The sequence below is a fragment of the Halosolutus sp. YCN4 genome, from assembly GCF_059736495.1.
The window spans coordinates 717,779-736,439 of record NZ_JCASSM010000002.1 but is presented as its reverse complement, the minus strand read 5'-3'; the positions used below and the strand labels follow the sequence as shown (position 1 = coordinate 736,439).

Genomic DNA, 18,661 nt, shown 5'->3' with positions numbered 1-18,661 from the left:
AACGGGAGGACAGTGACCGAATCATCCACATCCCGATCGGCGGACGAGTCCTGCGGCTGCAAACTCGGCCGAGTCGCGGCGGCGTACGACCTCGCGGGCCTCGACGACGACCTCGTCGCGTCCTGGACCGGGACCGGCGACGAGCAGTACAGCACCCGGGAACTCGCGACGCGGGTGAACCAGCGCGTCCTCGAGGCGGCGCTGGACGAGGCCGGCGTGACGCTCAAGGACGGCGAAGTCGAGAACACGTATCGGCTGCTCACCGACGACGACGTCACCAGCGGGACGCGGGTCCAGACCCGGAACGAACTCGAGCGCGACGGGGTCCCGATCGAGGACGTCGAGTCGGATTTCGTCTCCCACCAGACCGTCTACAACCACCTGACGGACTGTCTCGACGCGTCGCTCAAGGAACCGGACGACGAGGAACGCCTCGAGCGGGCCACGGAGAAACTCGGCGCGCTCCAGAACCGGACCGCGGTGGTGACGGAGGATACGATCGCGCAACTCGAGCGCAACGACGTCGTCGACATCGGGGAGTTCGACGTGCTCGTCTCCGTCACGGTGACCTGCCAGGAGTGCCAGCAACAGTACACGGTCAGGGACCTGCTCGACGAACGGGGCTGTGGCTGCGATCGCACGTGAGCGACTCGACCCCGGCATTGAAAGTGGAAATACATATTTAGGAGGAACCGAAAGAGGACTCCATGGAATCCAGTTTTGACTCGGCACAGCGGCGGATGCCGGACCAGGCAACCCTCTCCGTCGACAACATCGGCGGCATCGACGAGACGGAGGTCACGTTCCAGCAGGGCGTCACCGTTCTCTCGGGGCGGAACGCGACGAACCGGACGTCACTGCTCCAGGGGATCATGGCAGCGCTCGGCAGCGATCGAGTAAGCCTCAAAGCCGACGCCGACGAGGGCGAGGCCACGCTCTCGTTCGGCGACGAGACGTACCAGCGATCGCTCCAGCGGGCCGGCGGGACGGTCGTCACCGACGGCGATCCGTACCTCGACGATCCGGAACTCGCCGACCTGTTCGCGTTCCTGCTCGAGTCGAACGAGGCGCGCCGGGCAGTCGCGCGCGGGGACGATCTCCGGGAACTGATCATGCGGCCGGTCGACACGGAGGCGATCACGACCGAGATCGAACAGTACGAGCAGCGCAAACGGGACATCGACGATCGACTCGCGGAACTGGACGACCTCGAGACCCGGCTGCCCGACCTCGAGGCGAAACGGACGCGAGTGGTCGACGAGATCGATCGGCTCCAGGACGAACTCGAGGCGGCGCAGGCGGACTTAGCGGACGCGAACGTCGACGTCGAGGAGCGACGGGCCGACCAGTCGGAACTCGAGGAGCGACTCGACGAGTTGCGCGAGACCCGATCGGAACTCGAGCGGACCAGAGACCGGGTCGAGACGGAACGCGAGAGCATCGAGGCGCTCGAGACCGAGCGAGCGGAGGTCGAAGACCGACTCGACGAACTCTCGACGGGCGAGGAGACGAACCTCGATCGGCTCGAGGCCGAGATCGGCGTCCTCCAGGACGAGAAGGCCGAGCTGAGCGAGGAGATCTCGCAGCTCCAGAGCACCATCCAGTTCAACGAACAGCTCCTGGAGGAGTCCACCGAGATCCTCGGCGGTGGCGAGGCGACCGACAGCGGGCCGGTCACCGACCAGTTGCTTCCCGACGACGACTCCGAGTCGATCACCTGCTGGACCTGCGGCTCGTCGGTCGCCCGGGACCAGATCGAAACCACCATCGAACAGCTCCAGAGCGCGCGACAGGACCGCCTCGAGGAGCGATCCGAGGTCAGCGCCGAACTCGACGAGAAGCGATCGACGCTCGACGAGATCAACGAGAACCGGTCGGCGTACCGCCGGGCCGAGCGACGCCTCGAATCGATCGACGACGAGATCGAGCGCCGGCGCGACCGGATCGACGAGTTGACGGCCGAGCGCGAGGCGTTGACCGACGAGATCGACGACCTCGAGGCGACGATCGACGACCTCGAAACCGAGGACTACGGCGACGTCCTCGAGCAACACCGGGAGGTCAACCAGCTCGAGTTCGAACTCGAGCGCAAAGAGCGCGAGCGCGACGAGATCGACGACGAGATCGCGTCGATCGAGGACCAACTCGACGAGCGCGACCGCCTCGAAGCCGAACAGGAAGACGTCAGGGAGGCGCTGACGGAACTCCGGACCCGCATCGACCAGATCGAGGCCGACGCTGTCGAGGCGTTCAACGAGCACATGGAGAACCTCCTCGACACGCTCGAGTACGACAACCTCGATCGGATCTGGATCGATCGGACGACCCGCGAGGTGCGGGAGGGTCGTCGCAAGGTCTCGAAGTCCACGTTCGACCTGAAGATCGTCCGCAGCACCGACGACGGGGCGGCCTACGAGGACTCGATCGACCACCTGAGCGAGAGCGAACGGGAGGTGACGGGGCTGGTGTTCGCACTCGCCGGCTATCTCGTCCACGACGTCTACGAGACGGTCCCGTTCATGCTGCTCGATTCGCTCGAGGCGATCGACTCCGCGCGGATCGCGACCGTCGTCGACTACTTCGAGGAGTACGCGCCCTTCCTCGTCGTGGCACTGCTCGAGGAGGACGCCCAGGCGATCGAGGGCGACCACGGCGTGGTCTCGGAGATCTGAGGGCCCGGGTCGATCGCGGTTCGGATCGGTTCGGTCCGCGCTGGATCCCTGCTCGCCGGTTCTTCCGCCGACGGCGGGCGATCCGGCGTTTCACATAGCGGGACGCGAGAGGCTCTGCAGAGGTCGGTCATCGCCCCCGAACGGAGTACGGTTCGGTGCGCCCGTCTGACGGGGCGAACCGGCTAGCCGTACGCGAGCGTCACCGTGATTTCGCCGGCCTTGTCCCGAAGTCGATCGACGAGATCGGTACGCACGTACTCATCTTTGAACCGACTCGTCGGGCCGAACGTTCCCAGCGCACCGAGCAGTTCGTCGTCCGGCGTGTAGACCGGGACGGCGACCCCGCGCAGGCCGTTCATGTACTCCTGGTCGTTGACCGCGTACCCCCGGTCGCGGATCCGATCGAGTTCGGCGGCGAGTGCGTCGGGGTCCGTGATGGTCCGCGACGTGTGGCGCTCGAGGCCCGTCTCCGCGACGAGGCGATCGATCTTCTCGTCGTCCCACTCCGCGAGAACGACCTTGCCCGAGGCCAGCGAGTGAAGCGGACGGCGCTTTCCGATCATCGACTCCGAACGGCTCCCGTACCGGTGGAGGTAGACCCCTTCGAGCCCTTCCTCGACGAGGAACAGCGCCCGCTCGTCGAGTTCCTGCCCGAGTTCGAACACCGCCCGTTTCGCGGCCGTGTATCCCGCCTCGCGGTTTCGCGTCTGCTCGCCGATCTCGAGCAGTCGAAGCCCGATGTAGTAGTCGTCGTCGCGCTCGATCACGTACCCCATGTCGACGAGCGTCCGCAGGTGCCGGTAGACGGTACTCTTTGACAGGTCCGTCCGCCGCGTGATCTCGGCGATCGAGAGCCCCGCCTCCGCTTTGAGCGTCTCGAGGATCGCGAACGTCTTCCGCGTCGTCGCGACGCCCGTTCCGCCCGCCGAATTCCGGTCCGAGGTCATAGCGTGACGTCGTCGGGTATCGCAATCAATGTTCCGGAGAGTGAAACGAGCGGCGTGAGATGCGGAACGCGCGAGCGGTGTGAAATGCGGAACGCGCGGAATGCGCGTCCTCGACGGAGACGTGACACGGCGATCGTTCCGCTGTGTGAAACACCGGAAGCCGACGGACGGGTGGAACCTGGAACGGGCGATCCCGGGACCGGTCGCTACTGGTAGGCCTGGAACCCGGTCAGGTCCTCGCCGAGGATCAGCGTGTGGATGTCGTGGGTCCCCTCGTAGGTGTAGACCGTCTCCATGTTCGCCATGTGGCGCATCGGCGAGTAGTCCGTCGTGATCCCGTTCCCGCCGAGCATCTCGCGGGCGACTCGCGTCTGGTCGCGCGCCATCCGGACGTTGTTGCGCTTGGCCATCGAGACGTGCTGTGGCCGCATGTCGCCCCGTTCTTTGAGTTCCGCGAGCCGGTAGGCCAGCAACTGGGCCAGCGTGATCTGGGTCGCCATCTCCGCGAGTTTCTCCTGTTGCAGCTGGAACCGCCCGATCGGGCCGCCGAACTGCTCGCGATCCTGGGCGTACTGGCGGGCCTCCTCGAAGGCGTCTCGCGCGGCGCCGACGGCACCCCACGCGATGCCGTAGCGGGCCTGCGTGAGACAGGAGAGCGGCCCCTTCATGCCCGTGACGCCCGGCAGGACGTTCTCGTCGGGGACGTACACGTCGTTCAGCCCGATCTCGCCAGTGATCGACGCCCGCAGGGAGAGTTTCTCGGTGATCTTGTTCGTCGTGACGCCGTCCCGATCGGTCTCGACCAGGAAGCCCCGGACCGGTTCGTCCTCGGCCGAGCGATCGCGCGCCCAGACGATCGCGACGTCGGCGATCGGCGCGTTCGTGATCCACGTCTTCGAGCCGTTGAGCACGTAGCCGTCGCCGTCGGCCTCCGCGTGCGTCTCCATCGCCGACGGGTTCGAGCCGTGTTCCGGCTCCGTGAGGCCGAAGCACCCGATCGCCTCGCCCTCGCCCATCGCCGGCAGCCACTCCTCCTTCTGGGCCTCGCTCCCGTAGGCGTGGATCGGATACATCACGAGCGCACCCTGCACGGAGGCCATCGATCGCAGCCCCGAGTCGCCCGCCTCGAGTTCCTGCATCAGGAGTCCGTAGGCCGTCTCCGAGACGTTCGGCGAGCCGTAGCCCTCGAGGTTGGGCGCGTAGAACCCGAGTTCGCCCATCTTCGGGATGAGCTCTTTCGGGAACGTGCCGGCCTCGAAGTGGTCGCCGATGTCGGGTTTGACGCGTTCCGCGACGAACTCGCGGGCCGTATCCCGGATCAACCGCTCCTCCTGGTCGAGATCGGCTTCGAGTCGAACGAAATCCAACATACGCTAGTAGTACGGAATTGGGAGTATAGAGATTGCGGTCCGTCGCCGGCGAGGGAACTCGAGCGGGTCGTCCGCCGATCGCGTTCCGACGCGGCGCACCGCACGCCGGAATTACATCATTCAGATATTGACTTAGAACACTAACAGTAGAGCTTCTATATCTGCCAGATGTTTACAACGTTTGGAAATACCGAAGCTATTTTGTAACTGCCGATCGATCGTCGCGTATGGCTTTTCGACTGTCAGACGAGCACCGGGCGATCCGCGACGCCGTGCGCGAGTTCGGCGAGAACGAGATCGTGCCGGTCGCGGAAGAACACGACCGGGAGGGAACGTATCCCGAAGCCCTCCGGAAGAAGGCGGCCGAGTACGACTTCGTCGCGCCGAACATCCCGATCGAGTACGGCGGGGCCGGGATGGACAAACTCGCCTCGACGATCGTCACCGAGGAACTCTGGCGTGCGGACCCGGGAATCGGCTCCGCAGTGGGCTCCGCCGGCTTCGGGACGGACATGATCGTCGAGTTCGGCGACGAGTGGATGAAAGACGAGTGGCTCCCGAAGATCGCCGCCGGCGAGTCGGCCTCCTGTTCGATGATTTCCGAACCCGCCCACGGATCGAACGTCGCCGGGATGGAGACGCGCGCAGAACGAGACGGCGACGAGTACGTTCTCAACGGCTCGAAGATGTGGATCACCAACGGGACGGTCGCCGACGTCGGCGTCCTGATGGCCAAGACCAGCCCCGGTGAGGGCCACCGCGGCATCACCGCGTTCCTCGTCCCGATGGACGCCGACGGCGTTACGACCGAGAAGATCGACAACAAACTCGGCATCCGCGCCTCCGACCTCGCCGAGGTCGTCATCGACGACGTTCGCGTCCCCGCGGAGAACGTCATCGGCGAGGTCGACCAGGGCTTCTACCAGCTGATGGCGTTCTTCGCCTCCGGGCGAACGAGCGTCGCCGCCCAGGCCGTCGGCGCCGCACAGGGCGCGCTCGACGCCGCGCTCGCGTACGCACAGGAGCGCGAGCAGTTCGACCAGCCGATCGCCGAGTTCCAGGCGATCCAGCACAAACTCGCGGAGATGGCGACCAACGTCGAGGCCGCTCGATCGCTGACCTACCGGGCCGCGACCCAGGTCGAAGCGGGCAATCAGGAGGTCGCCGCCCGGTTCTCGAGCATGGCGAAGCTGTTCGCCAGCGAGCACGCGGTCGACGTCGCCGACGAGGCGATCCAGGTCCACGGTGGCTCCGGATACGTGACGGACTACCCGGCCGAACGCTACTACCGCGACGCCCGCATCACGAAGATATACGAGGGCACGAGCGAGATCCAGAAGAACATCATCGCCGATCAGCTCCTGTAGCACGCCGAGGCGAGTATCGGAATGGGAACGTTTTTGAGACGGACCGGAGAGCATTCGCACATGCAGATCGCAGTTCTCGGCGCCGGGAGCATGGGACACGGAATCGCCCAGGTGTCCGCGATGGCGGGCCACGAGGTCGTCCTGCGGGACATCGAGGCGGAGTTCGTCGAGGACGGCCTCGACGGCATCCGCGAAAATCTGCAGGGCGGCGTCGATCGGGACAAGGTAACCGAAAACGAAATGCAGGCGACCCTCGATCGGATCGCGGGGACGACCGACCTCGCGGACGCGGTCGTCGACGCCGACCTCGTGATCGAGGCGGTGCCCGAAGACATGGACCTGAAGAAGGAGGTCTTCGCGGACGTCGAGGACGCAACGGGCGAGGAGACGGTGATCGCCTCGAACACCTCCTCGCTGTCCGTGACGGAGATGGCCAGCGCGCTCGATCGGCCCGGGCGCGCGGTCGGCCTCCACTTCTTCAACCCGCCGCACGTGATGGATCTCGTCGAGGTCGTGATCGCCGAGCAGACCGACGATCGCACCGAAGCGTTCGCGATCGACTACGTCCGGGAGATCGAGAAGGAGGACGTCGTCGTCCGCGACAGCGCCGGCTTCGCCACCTCGCGACTCGGCCTCGCGACGGGTCTCGAGGCGATCCGGATGGTCGAGGAAGGCGTCGCCAGCCCGGCCGACATCGACGAGGCGATGTCGCTCGGCTACGGCCACCCGATGGGACCGATCGAACTCACGGATCACGTCGGACTGGACGTGCGGCTACACATCGCCGAACACCTCCGCGAGGAACTGGGCGAGCGGTTCAGGCCGCCGCAGGTGCTCCGGCGCAAGGTTCGCGCGGGCAAACTGGGCAAGAAGACCGGCGAGGGGTTCTACGTCTGGGAGGACGGCGAGCGCGTCGGTACGAGCGGCGACTGGGGTGGTGCCGATGAGTAAGCTCGAAGACGAGTACGACACGCTCGGCGTCGCGGTCGGTGAGCACGCCGATCGGGTCGCGACGATCGCGATCGAGCGCCCGGACGCCCGGAACGCACTCAACGGCCAGGTCCGGACCGAACTGAAAGACGCCGTGAACGCCGCCGACGCGGACGACGACGTGCGCGTGCTCGTGCTCACCGGCGGCGAGGGCTCGGGCGCGTTCGTCGCCGGGGCCGACGTGACCGAGTTCCAGGACCGCGGTCCCGTCGAACAGCGCCGGGCCAGCGAGCGGCCGCGGGTCTACGAGACCGTCGACGACGCGACGATTCCGGTCATCGCCCGGATCAACGGCCACGCGCTGGGCGGCGGCTGTGAACTCGCACAGGCCTGCGACGTCCGGATCGCCGAAGCCGGCGCGAAACTCGGCCAGCCCGAGATCAACCTCGGGCTGATCCCCGGCGGCGGCGGCACCCAGCGGCTCACCCGACTCGTCGGCGAGGGACAGGCGATGCGGCTGATCCTCTCCGGCGAACTGATCGACGCCACGGAGTCAAAGGAAATCGGCCTCGTCGACGCGGTCTACGACGAAGCAGACCTCGACGACGGCGTCTACGACCTCGCGAGTTCGATGGCCGAAAAGAGCCCGATCGCGCTCGAGTTCGCCAAGAACGCCGTCAAAGCCGGGTCCCGGATGGGACTCGAGGAGGGCCTCGAGTACGAGGCCGAACTGTTCGTCCAACTGTTCGCGACCGCGGACAAAGACGAGGGGATCGAGGCGTTCCTCGAGGGCCGCGAGCCGGAATTCACCGGCGAGTGACGGCGACGCGACGTTCCGGGTTGCGTCTCGATCTGTCGATCGGCCGATCCCAGACGTCCTCCTCCCAACGGGATACGACACGTCGCGACGGATGTGTCTAAATCTGATAGGTTCTCGAATATGAGCGGCGACTGATTCGTTCGAATACGATCTACCAGTTACGCTGTCAGTTCCAGTATCGATCAGAATCGACCAGTGGGTGGCCACTATCGACTCTTGAAGCCGTCATGAGTATCTCATACGGCCTTCTGAGGGATGATATTCTAGGGATTGCGGTTTTTACGTGTGTTTCACGTGTCAATATTATCTTCCTGACATCAGCCCGGTTCGAGGAGCCGATCTGGCGATCGAGATCGGTACCGACCGGCGGGACGCGACCGCAGTCGGAGACGGCTGCACCACCCCCGTGCCCCCTGTGACGTATAAGAAGGTGAACGACGTAGCACCGACTATGCCGATCCCCGGCTACGACCCGGACGACCTCGACGACGCGCTGGAAGCCGCAGTCGACGACGAGGAACTGGAAGACGCGTTGACCGACGACCAGTGGGAGGCCTACCGGCGCGACGACGCCACACTGGTCGACGTGCTCGACGAGGCGGAGATCGAACGACTGCTCGACCGCCGATCGGAATCGACCGACTGATCCCCGCGGGCGGCATCCGATCCCGTTGGTGAGAAAAAATACATATAGTACCGCGACCTCGCGTACGGTATGAGTTTGCCTGACGTTCTCGACGAGCCGCGGGCGATCGACACGCACGCACATCAGCCAACTAGCGAGTTCCTCCACGACGCCGGCGGCGAGATGATGCAGGACGCGGCCGATCGGTTCGGCGCCGACCTCGAGACGGACACCTACGACAACATGATCGCGGAGTACCGCGAGGCCGGCGTCGATCGGGCCGTTCTGCTCGGCTGGGACGCGGAGACCAACACGGGGAATCCCCCGGTGCCGAACGATTACGTCGCCGAGGTGCGCGACGAGTACGACGACTTCTTCGTGGGCTTCGGCTCGGTCGATCCGCTCAAGGACGACTGCGTCGAGGAAGCGATCCGGTGCGTCGAGGACCTCGACCTCTCCGGATTCAAGTTCCAGCAGATCGCCCAGGGGTTCGATCCGTCCGACCCCGCACACGAGGACCTGTGGGCGACGATCGAGGACCTCGGCGTCCCGGTCGTGTTCCACGGCGGAAACTCGACGCTCGGGGCCTGCTCGCCGGGCGGCCGCGGGCTGAAGATCAAGTACGGGAATCCGATGCTGATCGACGACGTCGCCGCCGACCACCCCGACCTGCAGATCCTGATCGCGCATCCGGCCTACCCCTGGGAGAAAGAGCAACTCGCGATCTGCCAGCAGAAGGGCAACGTCTACATGGACCTCTCGGGCTGGATGCCCCGGTACATCGACGACCAGGTACTCCACTACGCGAAATCGCTCCTCTCGGACAAGGTCATGTTCGGCACCGACTACCCGATGCTCGAACCGGAGCCGTGGCTCGAGCAGTTCGCCGAACTCGACTTCGACGAGGAGACCCAGCGCAAGATCCTCTGGGAGAACGCCACGGAGTTCCTCGACCTGTAACGGGCCGGCGCCCGTCCGTTCGACGACGGGACGGCGGACCGCCGATGTCGTTCGAACTATTCGAACGAGGTCGATCGCTCGTAGGCCAATACATTACGAACATACAGTTGTAACAGAGACGGCTCGAATCCATCACTCCGCGCGGCTGTGAACGCGCCTGTCAGCCAGAACTGGACCAGTTGAGAACCCCGACGGACGGGCGAAAACGGCGGTGTGGAACGGGATTCGGGAGCGATCGGAACGAACGCGCGACACGCCGGTCGCGAATGGCCCGCGACGATCGTTCGAATTACTCGAACAGCACTCGAACCGACGGATCGGGAATCGAAGGCGAAGGGTGTCAGGAGCAGCAGACGAGGGGTCAGGAGTGGGCGAGATTGATCTCGACCTCGTTGGTCGCGCCGAGCAGGAGGTCGGGCAGTTCGTCGGTCAACAGGTCGCCGCGCAGTCGGTTGGCCGGTCCGGCGACGCTGATCGCGCCGACGGCGACCCCCGACTGGTCCCTGATCGGCGCGCCGACCGCGTGCACGCCGACGACCGACTCCTCCCGGTTGAAGGCGTATCCCCGATCGCGCACCGTCGCGAGCGTCTCGCGCAGCTCGTCCCGATCGGTGATCGTCCGATCGGTCTGGGCGGCGAGGCCGTACTGGTCGAGGACGTCGTCGATCCGGTCCTCGGGGAGGTGTGCCAGGATGGCCTTGCCCGCGGCGAACTGGTGGAGGGGCGTCCGCTGGCCGATCCGGGCGTGGGTCTTGACCGAGTGACGGCCCTCCGCCCCGTAGATGTGGACGCCCATGCCGTGTTCCTCGATCACGGCCCAGACCTTCTCGTCCGTCTCCGCCGCCAGTTCGTCCACTTTCGGCCTGACGACCGGGAACAGCGTGTGCTCGTTGCGGACGTGAACGCCGTAGTCGAGGAACCAGGTGCTGATGCGGTACGTGTCGCCCTCCTGGACGAGCAACCCGCGGGATTCGAGCGTCTTCACGTGCCGGTGGACGGTACTCTTCGCCAGCCCCAGTTCGTCGGCGATCGCGGTGATCCCGCCGGCGTCGGTCCGTTTGAGCAACTCGATGATGTCGAACGCGGTGTCGACGGTTTCGACCGGTCTGTGTGCCGAGTCCCGTGTCATGCTCCGTCCCTCGTCCCGGGATGACAAAAACCTTGTTCCCGCTATTCGAACGAGAAGCGTATTCGTTCGAACTGTTGGAACGGGTCGGAGACGCGAGTGGGCCGATGCCAGACCGCTCAGGAGGTCTGGGAGTACTTCTCGACCCACTCCTGTAACGTGATTCCCATCGTCGCCTGCGTGATCGCGTTCGAGGACGCCGAGTTGGCGCTCTTGACGAGTTCGGCCTCGAGCGTCCGCGTCGGCACTTCGCCGAGGAAGTGCGGGATCGCCCGCTGGACGGCGATCGGACAGCCGACCTCGTGGGCGAGCGCGTAGCCGGAGATGGAGTGGGGGATCTCCTCGCTGACGTACCGCGGGTCGGGGTCGTCGAGCAGGTCGTCGTCGACGTGGTCGGGGTACTCGTAGCACTTGCCGACGTCGTGCAGGAGACACGCGGCGACGATCGTGTCGGTGTCGGGGGCCGCGCCGTGGAACGATCGCTGTTCCTCGGCCGCCTCGAGCGCGATGCGGGTGACGCCGCGAACGTGGTCGACGTTCGTGACCTCCTGGATGTTCCAGGCGTAGGGCACGTCCGCGACGTCTCGCCACCCGCCACGCTCCAGACCGAGCACCCACGCCTCGACGACGCGGTCGCGGAGGTCCTCGCTCCCGATGTGCTCGAGTTCGGGGAAGGCGTCGCGAACCTGGCGATCGAAGTCGAGATCGGCGTCCGGCATGTCGATCAGCGCTCGGCCTCGGCGTTGACCAGGCGCTCCCGACCGATGAACCGGGGCCGATCGTCGATCGCGAGGAAGTTGTCGACGTCCTCGCGGGCCTCCTTCGCCTTGCCGCGGTCGGGATCGTAGTCCCGGGATCCCTCGCTCCCGAGCGCGTCGTAGAGTTTCTCGAGATCCTCGAAGTAGAGTTCGGCGACGCCGTCGAACTCCGCGTTCTCGGGATCGGTCGGAATGACCGTGTTGTACTTCACGACCCCCTCGATCTCCCGCGCGATCGGGGTGTGGTTGGTCTGCCAGTAGTCGACGAACTCCTCGTGTGTCATCCCCTCCTGGCGGACGAGAAACGCCGAGTGCTTGTACAGCCCGTCGGTATCGCCGTCGACCTCGTCCTTCTGGACGATCTCCTCCCCGATGAACCGCGGTCGGTCCTCGACCGCGAGGAAGTTGTCGACGTCCTCGCGGGCCTTCGCGGCGACCTCCTTCGTGGGATCGTAATCCCGGGATCCAGGGCTTCCGAGCGCGGCATGCAGGTCCTCGAGGTCCTCGAAGTACAGTTCCGCAAGCCCGTCGAACTCGGCGTGGTCCGGCTCCGTCGGGAGCACCTGCTGGTACCGGACGACGCCCTCGATGTCCCGCGCGATCGGCGTGTGATTGGTCTGCCAGTAGTCGACGAACTCCTCGTGGCTCATCCCGTCCTGTCGAACCAGTAGGGCTACGTGCTTGTACATCACGAGGAACGTTTTGCGCACGCTACATTGAATGTTACCCCGCGCACAGTGGCGCGGGGAATCCTGCTCTCACGGGGGCAGGCTTCCTGTTTCAATGACGTGACTTGCAGACACAGACTCAAACCGAGTCGTGTCCGCAGCGGTCACAGTCTCCACAGGCGTGTCTTCGGGCCATCCCAGCCCTAGTTCAGCAAAACCACGTTTGAGGATGTTCATCGCCGCGTTCGCGTCCCTATCCGTCTCGAACCCACACGAGGGGTAGGAGTGTTCTCTGATCCAGATAGGTTTCGGCGTCTCCGCGCCACATGCCGCGCACTCTTTGGTAGTACCTCGCGCTTCTACCTGCACGACGTGACAGCTGTACAGGTCGGCTTTGTATTCGAGAAGTTGGATGAACTGTCGCCACGCCGCATCCTGCTTGTTACGGGCGTTCCCATCGCCCTGAAGCATACTCTGGACGTTCAGGTCTTCCACGAACACTGCGTCGTACTCGCGGACGAGCCACGTCGTTATCTTATGCTGGTAGCCCAGCACTTTCCTCTGGATGCGGCGCTTGACCTTCGTCACTTCTCGACGTTGTTTCTCGTAGTTGTTTGATCCGTGTTCTTTCCGTGATAACTTCCGTTGCTCGCGGCGGAGTCGCTCGTATTCATCCTCAAGGTCGAGCCAATCCACAGTCTTGCCATCGCTGGTGTGGATGTAGTTGAGGATACCGAGGTCGATCCCAACGCTGTTGCTCGTATTGAGCGAGTCCACATCGGGTTTCTCAGGAAGGGTGGCATCATCCGTTTCCAAACCGAAGGAGACGAACCACTCGCCGGTCGTCTCCTTTTTGAACGTAATCTCTTTGATGGTGGCGTGGTCAGGGATTGGGCGTGAGTACCGAATTTTGACCCAGCCGATTTTGCTGAAGCGGACGTACGCATACTTGTCGTGGCCCCTCTTTTCATCGAGGTCGAAACCAGACTGATTGTACGTCACGCTTCGATAATCAGCGGGTGCTTGCCGCTTGAGCTGACCAACAGTGTGTCCGTTCTCTTTCTTCTTACGAAGGTTCGAGAGGTTCCGATGGAAACGCGCAACGGTGGCTTGTGCGGCCTTCGAGTGCAGTTCACCGAACACCGGCCACCGCCGTTTCCACTCGGGGAGTTTGTTGTTCTGGTCGTACTCACTTGGCTTGTCGTCTTCCAGGGCTTGTTCGTAGTCCCAGCTGACGTGGTTGTAGAGTTGGCGATGAACGTCGAGATGGTGTTCCAGTCGCTCCGCTACCTCTTGTGTCGGGTATGCTTGGTAGCGGTGACTGTATTCCATCGCTGTCCCTTGATTACCGATGTGTTCACTTAATGGTTTGTACCACGAGTTGTCGGCTTCATCCCCGACCACGGTGGGTCGGGGGTATTCGCCTCACAATCAAGTATAAATCATGAGGTCGCTGTCGATTCCCGGAGACCCTCGTCGAGGGATCAGAGCGGATCGCCGTCCACGAACAGCCGTTCCCCGGCCGCGCGATGCGCCGCGTACCCCTCGCCGTACTCCATCAACTGGAGCAACGCCCCGGTCGGATTGCTCGGCGGAACGAACGCCTCGCTCCAGTGGTCGAACTCGGCGTAGTCGACGACCCGCACTTCGTGGGCCTCTAGCACGTCGATCGCCGTTGCGAGGTCGGCGACCTCGAGCGTGACGTGGTGGAGGCCAGGCCCGTTGCGGTCGAGAAACTCGGTCAGGAACGACTCCGACCCGTCGTCAGGAGCGATCAGTTCGATTCGGGAGGCGTCTCCGAGGACGTACGTCGCCCACGTGAACTCGCCGTACTCGCTCGATTCCTCGTGGATCTTCTCGCAACCGAGGACGAACAGCAGCGCCTCGGCGTCCTCGATCGATTCGACGGCGATGCCGACGTGGTCGACGCGCATCGGGGGCATCTCGGATTCTGCGGCCGGTTCGGTCATACGCCCGAAACGATCGGCGGCGAGCATAATAGTTGCCACTCGGTAGCGGTCACCGCGGACGACGCGAACACGACCCACCGATAGAACAAAGTCGCCGGCGGACAACAGTGACGTTGCATGATACAACTGGTCGAGCGTCTCGTCCGGCGAGACGAGTACAGCCACGAGGAGTTCGTCGACCGATGGCGGGGAGCACACGCCGACGTCGGACGGGAGGTCCGGACCGACGCGGCCGAGTTCGTCGACCTCGGTGCCGGTCCGCTGATGGTCGTCGAAGAAACCGTCCACGTCGCGCCCGAGGAATGACGACCACGGCTAGCGTACTCGTCGAGACCCTCGAGGACCTCGGCGTCGAGTACGTCTTCGGCTACCCGGGCGGCCGGGTGATCGAACTGTTCGAACACCTCCCGGACTCGGACGTGGACCTCGTCCGGCCCCGCGACGAACGCGAGGCGAGCGTGATGGCCGAGACGTACGGTCGGTTGACCGGCGATCCGGGCGTCCTCGCCGGACAGGGACCGTGGATCGGGAGTCTGGGACTGATCGGCCAGATGGAGGCGCGGCTGTCGTCGTCGCCGATGGTCGTGCTCACGGAAGCCTCCGAACGCGGCGAGTACTCGACGCTCGCACCGTACCAGCAAGCCCGGGGCGACTACGGCGGGTTCAGCCTGCCGAACATCCTCGACGGCGTGAGCAAGGAGTGGTGGTTCCCGCGCACGCCCGTCGAGACGGTGCGATCGACGCAGTTGGCGTTCAAACACGCCGTCGCCGGCCGGCCGGGCCCCACGGCGGTGATCCTCGACGGCGACGCGATCACGGGCGACGTCCCGACCGATCGGACGCCACCCGCCTGGGACGCACGCGCCCAGACCCGGACCTGGGACGCCGCGCCGACCGCCCGGGACACCGTCGCGGCCGCCGAGGCGCTCGAGACGGCCGATCGGCCGGTGATCGTCGCGGGCAACGGCGTTCACGCCGCACAGGCCTACGACGAACTCGCGGCGGTCGCCGACGCCTACGACTGCGCCGTCGCGACATCGTATCTCGGCAAGTCGACCTACCCGGAGACGGACGAGCGGGCCGTGGGCGTCATGGGCTCGTTCGGCCACGAGGGTGCGAACCAGGTCGTCAGCGAGGCGGACGCGTTGCTCGTCGTCGGCTGCCGGCTGAACCCGATGGACACCAACTGGCAAGCGCCCGAATTTATCCGACCCGACGAGCAGACGATCGTTCACGCGGACGTCGACACGCGAAACGCCGGCTGGGTCTACCCCGCGGACGTGGGCCTCATCGGCGACGCGAAAGAGAGCCTGGCCGCACTCGCCGAGGCCGGCGGCGGGGCCAACGAGTGGGCGATCGATCGGGCCGCCGAGGCGCGGGAGTGGTTCACCGCGCCCGAGTGCGAGGACGATTCCTCGCCGATCAAACCACAGCGCGCGGTCAAAGCGATCGAGTCGGTCGTCGACGAGGAGACGATCGTCACGGCCGATTCCGGAAACAACCGGTTCTGGCTGCTGTACTACCTCCAGACGCCGGCGGTCCGCACTTACTTCGGGAGCGGCGGCGTCGGCGGGATGGGGTGGGCGAACCCGGCCGCAGTGTCGGCGGCGCTGACGACCGGCAAGGACGTGATCGCCGTCGCCGGCGACGGCGGCTTCTCGATGACGATGAACAGCGTCGAGACGGCCGTCGAGTACGGCGTCGCCCCGACGTTCGTCGTCCTGAACGATACCAGCCTCGGCATGGTTCGCCAGATGCAGGGCGAGGACGGCGACATCGCGGGCGTCGAGTTCCACGACACGGACTTCGTGAACGTCGCCGAGGCGTTCGGAGCAGTCGGTCGGCGCGTGACCGCTCCCGGCGACCTCGTCGGGGCGCTCGAGGACGGGAAAGCGGCCGACGTCCCCCACGTCCTCGACGTCCGGATCGATCGCGAGGCGGACATGGCCGACACGCTGGCGTCCTCGTTCTACGAGTCGGTCGGGGGGCTCCACGAGTGATGCGGCCCCGACCATCGCCGTGCGAACGAACACCAACCTATACGTGACCCATCGAACTATCATCCAGACATGAACGACACCGATACGACCGTACTGGTGACGGGCGGAACCGGATTCATCGGTTCCTACGTGGTACAGGACCTGCTCGAACACGGCCACGACGTCGTGGCGTACGACCTCTCGACGGACACGGAGATCCTCGAGAAACTCGGCGCGGCCGACGACGTGACGGTGCGACGCGGCGACGTCTCGGAGCCGACCGACGTGATCCGGGCAGTCAAGGAGACGGGCACGACCCACATCGTCCACCTGGCCGCGCTGTTGACGACGACCGCACGCGAGAACCCCCGCGCCGCGGCCGACGTGAACGTCATGGGGACGAACAACGTCTTCGAGGCGGCACGAACGCTCGACGACCAGGTCGAGCGCGTCGCCTGGGCCTCGTCGGCGGCGGCGTACGCCCCACCGGGGAACTACGACGCCGAGTGGATCGACGAGACGGAACTCCTCTACCCCGACACGCTCTACGGCGCGACCAAGGAGTACAACGAGCACCAGGCGCGGGTCTACCACGAGGACTACGGGCTCGACCACGTCGCGCTCCGGCCGACCGTCGCCTACGGCCCCTACCGCGAGACCGGCGGCTCGGCCTTCCTGGCGAACATCATCGAAAAGCCCGCGCTCGGCCACCCGTACAGCGTCGAGTACGGCGATCAGGCGATCGACTGGCAACACGTCGAGGACATCGCCCAGGCGTTCCGGAAGGCGGCGTTTACGCCAGAAGGCGAACTGAGCCAGCGCGTCTACAACGTCCGCGGGGTGCTCGCGACGGTTCGCGAGGCCGCCGAAACCGTCGAATCGATCGTGCCCGACGCCGACATCGACGTCTCGGACGACGGCGAACTCCCCTGGACGCAGAACCTCGACATGACGGCGGCCCAGGAAGATCTCGGCTACGACCCCGAGCACGATCTCGAGTCCGGCTTCCGGAAGTACATTAACGTGCTGCGGGAGGAGCAGGGGCTCGACCCGGTCTGATCGGCTCCGTGCGGGCCGGGACGACCCAGGGAACGCGCTCGAACGCCGCGAGGGTCACCGTTCGATCGCGAGAAGCGCCACGATTTATGTGGTTCGGCTCAGTTGATACGATCGTACATGACCGGCTACGAGCGGCGTTTCATGGAGGGAACCCGCGGCACGCAGGCCGTCGACTGGGAGGAACGAATCGACACCCGACGGCTCCGGGAGGAACGCAAGGACCGGGCGCTCGAACGGCTTCAGGAGACGGATCTCGGGGCGATGCTACTGCTAGCGGACCCGAACATCCGCTACGTGACGGGGTTGGCGATGACCGGCGGCAGCGGCGCGGACCACTACACCCTGCTGACGGAGAACGGCGACGTCGTCCACTGGGACACCGCCGATCACGCGAGCAACCAGCGGTTCAACTGCCCCTGGCTGCACGACGTCCGGTACGCCTGTCCCGGTCTCGGGAACGTTCCGCGCGCGTCCGGCCGCGACTCCGCCCGTCAGTTCCTCCGAACGACGATGGCCGAGGGCGTCGCCGAGGCGATGGCGGAGTACGGCGTCGCCGACGAGACGCTCGGCGTCGACGTCGGCAATCGGGGCCTGCTTGCGGCGCTCGAGGAGCAGGGACTCGAGACCGACGTCGACACCTGCACGACGATCATGGAGGACGCCCGGAAGGTAAAGACCCGGGACGAGATCGAGTGTCTGCGGATGGTCGCTGCGATCTGCGAGGCCGGCTTCCAACGGATCACCGAGGAGGCGAAGCCGGGCATGCGCGAGACCGAGGTGTGGGGCGAGGCCGTGAACGAACTCTGGCGCCACGGCGCGTTCGTCGGCGGCGGCTACCTCACCTCCGGCCCGAACACGTGGCCGAAACACCAGGCAAATACCACCGATCGGATGATCCGGCCGGGCGATCTCGTCTACGCCGATTTTTACAATATCGGCTACCTCGGCTACCGATCGTGCTACTACCGAACCTTCTCGATGGGCGAACCGACCGAAGCCCAGAAAGAAGCCTACGAAGCCGCCCGGGACAATCTCTACGACGTGCTCGAGCGTATCGAACCCGGCGCGACCACCGACGAAATCGCCCGGGGCTTCCCCGACATGGAGGGCGAGCACGCCGACTACTACGACGCCGACGAGCACTGGCAGCTGACGACCAACCACTGGGCCCACGGCCTCGGACTCCAGCTCTACGAGGTGCCGCTGATCTGGCGCGGCCTCTCGCCCGACCACCCGATCGAGATCGAGGAGGGGATGACGATGGCCGTCGAGACGCAAGAGCCCGCCGATCGGCAGGGCGTTCGCGTCGAGGAGATGGTCGTCGTCCGCGAGAACGGCGTCGAGATCCTGAGTCAGTGGCCCGTCGAGGAGATAACCGTCATCGATCACTGACGGCACCCGCGGAGACGC

Annotated in this window: 18 protein-coding genes; 11 read left to right on the top strand and 7 right to left on the bottom strand. The window is 65.4% G+C overall.

The genetic code is table 11. The features are described from left to right. Positions 1-12: 12 nt before the first annotated feature. Positions 13-645 carry a rod-determining factor RdfA gene (rdfA, locus tag AC6I6X_RS09875; RefSeq protein ID WP_497930340.1) on the top strand — a complete coding sequence of 211 codons (633 nt, stop codon included), beginning with the start codon at positions 13-15 and terminating at the stop codon, positions 643-645. A 62-nt stretch (positions 646-707) separates the two neighbouring features. Next, positions 708-2,672: an archaea-specific SMC-related protein gene (locus AC6I6X_RS09870; RefSeq protein ID WP_497930339.1), complete on the top strand. Its 1,965-nt coding sequence runs from the start codon at positions 708-710 to the stop codon at positions 2,670-2,672. 182 nt (positions 2,673-2,854) lie between these two features. Here the strand turns inward: AC6I6X_RS09870 and AC6I6X_RS09865 are convergent, their stop codons facing one another. Together AC6I6X_RS09865 and AC6I6X_RS09860 are read right to left on the bottom strand one after the other, a co-directional pair. Next, positions 2,855-3,619: an IclR family transcriptional regulator gene (locus AC6I6X_RS09865; protein WP_497930338.1), complete on the bottom strand. Its 765-nt coding sequence runs from the start codon at positions 3,617-3,619 to the stop codon at positions 2,855-2,857. A 206-nt stretch (positions 3,620-3,825) separates the two neighbouring features. Beyond that, positions 3,826-4,989 (bottom strand): acyl-CoA dehydrogenase family protein, encoded by a 1,164-nt coding sequence (locus tag AC6I6X_RS09860; RefSeq protein WP_497930337.1) that lies wholly within the window; start codon positions 4,987-4,989, stop codon positions 3,826-3,828. 227 nt (positions 4,990-5,216) lie between these two features. Here AC6I6X_RS09860 and AC6I6X_RS09855 point away from each other — a divergent pair, with 227 nt between their 5' ends. From AC6I6X_RS09855 to AC6I6X_RS09835, 5 genes are all read left to right on the top strand, one after another. Further along, positions 5,217-6,356: an acyl-CoA dehydrogenase family protein gene (locus AC6I6X_RS09855; protein ID WP_497930336.1), complete on the top strand. Its 1,140-nt coding sequence runs from the start codon at positions 5,217-5,219 to the stop codon at positions 6,354-6,356. A 60-nt stretch (positions 6,357-6,416) separates the two neighbouring features. Beyond that, the gene (locus AC6I6X_RS09850) at positions 6,417-7,307 is read left to right on the top strand and encodes a 3-hydroxyacyl-CoA dehydrogenase family protein (protein WP_497930335.1); all 891 of its coding nucleotides are present in this window, start codon (positions 6,417-6,419) and stop codon (positions 7,305-7,307) included. After that, on the top strand, positions 7,300-8,106 hold the full coding sequence (locus AC6I6X_RS09845; protein WP_497930334.1) for an enoyl-CoA hydratase/isomerase family protein: 807 nt from the start codon (positions 7,300-7,302) through the stop codon (positions 8,104-8,106). Before AC6I6X_RS09850 ends, AC6I6X_RS09845 begins: the two co-directional genes overlap by 8 nt. A 451-nt stretch (positions 8,107-8,557) precedes the next feature. Then, positions 8,558-8,752: a DUF8027 family protein gene (locus AC6I6X_RS09840; RefSeq protein ID WP_497930333.1), complete on the top strand. Its 195-nt coding sequence runs from the start codon at positions 8,558-8,560 to the stop codon at positions 8,750-8,752. 69 nt (positions 8,753-8,821) lie between these two features. Continuing rightward, positions 8,822-9,691 carry an amidohydrolase family protein gene (locus AC6I6X_RS09835; protein ID WP_497930332.1) on the top strand — a complete coding sequence of 290 codons (870 nt, stop codon included), beginning with the start codon at positions 8,822-8,824 and terminating at the stop codon, positions 9,689-9,691. Between the two features lie 361 nt (positions 9,692-10,052). Here the strand turns inward: AC6I6X_RS09835 and AC6I6X_RS09830 are convergent, their stop codons facing one another. The 5 genes from AC6I6X_RS09830 to AC6I6X_RS09810 form a co-directional block, all read right to left on the bottom strand. After that, the gene (locus tag AC6I6X_RS09830; protein WP_497930331.1) at positions 10,053-10,820 is read right to left on the bottom strand and encodes an IclR family transcriptional regulator; all 768 of its coding nucleotides are present in this window, start codon (positions 10,818-10,820) and stop codon (positions 10,053-10,055) included. A gap of 116 nt (positions 10,821-10,936) precedes the next feature. After that, positions 10,937-11,536 carry an HD domain-containing protein gene (locus AC6I6X_RS09825; RefSeq protein ID WP_497930330.1) on the bottom strand — a complete coding sequence of 200 codons (600 nt, stop codon included), beginning with the start codon at positions 11,534-11,536 and terminating at the stop codon, positions 10,937-10,939. Between the two features lie 5 nt (positions 11,537-11,541). Further along, the gene (locus tag AC6I6X_RS09820) at positions 11,542-12,264 is read right to left on the bottom strand and encodes an EthD domain-containing protein (RefSeq protein ID WP_497930329.1); all 723 of its coding nucleotides are present in this window, start codon (positions 12,262-12,264) and stop codon (positions 11,542-11,544) included. Positions 12,265-12,333: 69 nt separating this feature from the next. After that, a complete protein-coding gene (locus AC6I6X_RS09815) occupies positions 12,334-13,575 on the bottom strand; it encodes an RNA-guided endonuclease InsQ/TnpB family protein (protein WP_497930328.1) in 1,242 nt (413 codons plus the stop codon). A gap of 152 nt (positions 13,576-13,727) precedes the next feature. Continuing rightward, positions 13,728-14,213: a VOC family protein gene (locus tag AC6I6X_RS09810; protein WP_497930327.1), complete on the bottom strand. Its 486-nt coding sequence runs from the start codon at positions 14,211-14,213 to the stop codon at positions 13,728-13,730. A 117-nt stretch (positions 14,214-14,330) separates the two neighbouring features. Here AC6I6X_RS09810 and AC6I6X_RS09805 point away from each other — a divergent pair, with 117 nt between their 5' ends. The 4 genes from AC6I6X_RS09805 (at position 14,331) to AC6I6X_RS09790 (ending at position 18,643) form a co-directional block, all read left to right on the top strand. Next, a complete protein-coding gene (locus AC6I6X_RS09805; RefSeq protein ID WP_497930326.1) occupies positions 14,331-14,519 on the top strand; it encodes a hypothetical protein in 189 nt (62 codons plus the stop codon). Beyond that, the gene (locus AC6I6X_RS09800) at positions 14,516-16,213 is read left to right on the top strand and encodes a thiamine pyrophosphate-binding protein (RefSeq protein WP_497930325.1); all 1,698 of its coding nucleotides are present in this window, start codon (positions 14,516-14,518) and stop codon (positions 16,211-16,213) included. The genes AC6I6X_RS09805 and AC6I6X_RS09800 overlap by 4 nt, the downstream gene beginning before the upstream one ends. 69 nt (positions 16,214-16,282) lie before the next feature. Further along, on the top strand, positions 16,283-17,251 hold the full coding sequence (locus tag AC6I6X_RS09795; protein ID WP_497930324.1) for an NAD-dependent epimerase/dehydratase family protein: 969 nt from the start codon (positions 16,283-16,285) through the stop codon (positions 17,249-17,251). A 117-nt stretch (positions 17,252-17,368) separates the two neighbouring features. Further along, positions 17,369-18,643, top strand: a complete 1,275-nt coding sequence (locus AC6I6X_RS09790) for a M24 family metallopeptidase (protein WP_497930323.1) — start codon at positions 17,369-17,371, stop codon at positions 18,641-18,643. The last annotated feature ends 18 nt before the right edge of the window (positions 18,644-18,661 follow it).

Coding starts and splice junctions, on each gene's coding strand:
- AC6I6X_RS09850 (WP_497930335.1), top strand. CDS start 6,417: ATGCAGATCGCAGTTCTCGGCGCCGGGAGCATGGGACACGGAATCGCC.
- AC6I6X_RS09790 (WP_497930323.1), top strand. CDS start 17,369: ATGACCGGCTACGAGCGGCGTTTCATGGAGGGAACCCGCGGCACGCAG.
- AC6I6X_RS09795 (WP_497930324.1), top strand. CDS start 16,283: ATGAACGACACCGATACGACCGTACTGGTGACGGGCGGAACCGGATTC.
- AC6I6X_RS09855 (WP_497930336.1), top strand. CDS start 5,217: ATGGCTTTTCGACTGTCAGACGAGCACCGGGCGATCCGCGACGCCGTG.
- AC6I6X_RS09800 (WP_497930325.1), top strand. CDS start 14,516: ATGACGACCACGGCTAGCGTACTCGTCGAGACCCTCGAGGACCTCGGC.
- AC6I6X_RS09840 (WP_497930333.1), top strand. CDS start 8,558: ATGCCGATCCCCGGCTACGACCCGGACGACCTCGACGACGCGCTGGAA.
- AC6I6X_RS09825 (WP_497930330.1), bottom strand. CDS start 11,536: ATGCCGGACGCCGATCTCGACTTCGATCGCCAGGTTCGCGACGCCTTC.
- AC6I6X_RS09860 (WP_497930337.1), bottom strand. CDS start 4,989: ATGTTGGATTTCGTTCGACTCGAAGCCGATCTCGACCAGGAGGAGCGG.
- AC6I6X_RS09870 (WP_497930339.1), top strand. CDS start 708: ATGGAATCCAGTTTTGACTCGGCACAGCGGCGGATGCCGGACCAGGCA.
- AC6I6X_RS09865 (WP_497930338.1), bottom strand. CDS start 3,619: ATGACCTCGGACCGGAATTCGGCGGGCGGAACGGGCGTCGCGACGACG.
- AC6I6X_RS09805 (WP_497930326.1), top strand. CDS start 14,331: ATGATACAACTGGTCGAGCGTCTCGTCCGGCGAGACGAGTACAGCCAC.
- AC6I6X_RS09815 (WP_497930328.1), bottom strand. CDS start 13,575: ATGGAATACAGTCACCGCTACCAAGCATACCCGACACAAGAGGTAGCG.
- AC6I6X_RS09810 (WP_497930327.1), bottom strand. CDS start 14,213: ATGACCGAACCGGCCGCAGAATCCGAGATGCCCCCGATGCGCGTCGAC.
- AC6I6X_RS09835 (WP_497930332.1), top strand. CDS start 8,822: ATGAGTTTGCCTGACGTTCTCGACGAGCCGCGGGCGATCGACACGCAC.
- AC6I6X_RS09845 (WP_497930334.1), top strand. CDS start 7,300: ATGAGTAAGCTCGAAGACGAGTACGACACGCTCGGCGTCGCGGTCGGT.
- AC6I6X_RS09830 (WP_497930331.1), bottom strand. CDS start 10,820: ATGACACGGGACTCGGCACACAGACCGGTCGAAACCGTCGACACCGCG.
- AC6I6X_RS09820 (WP_497930329.1), bottom strand. CDS start 12,264: ATGTACAAGCACGTAGCCCTACTGGTTCGACAGGACGGGATGAGCCAC.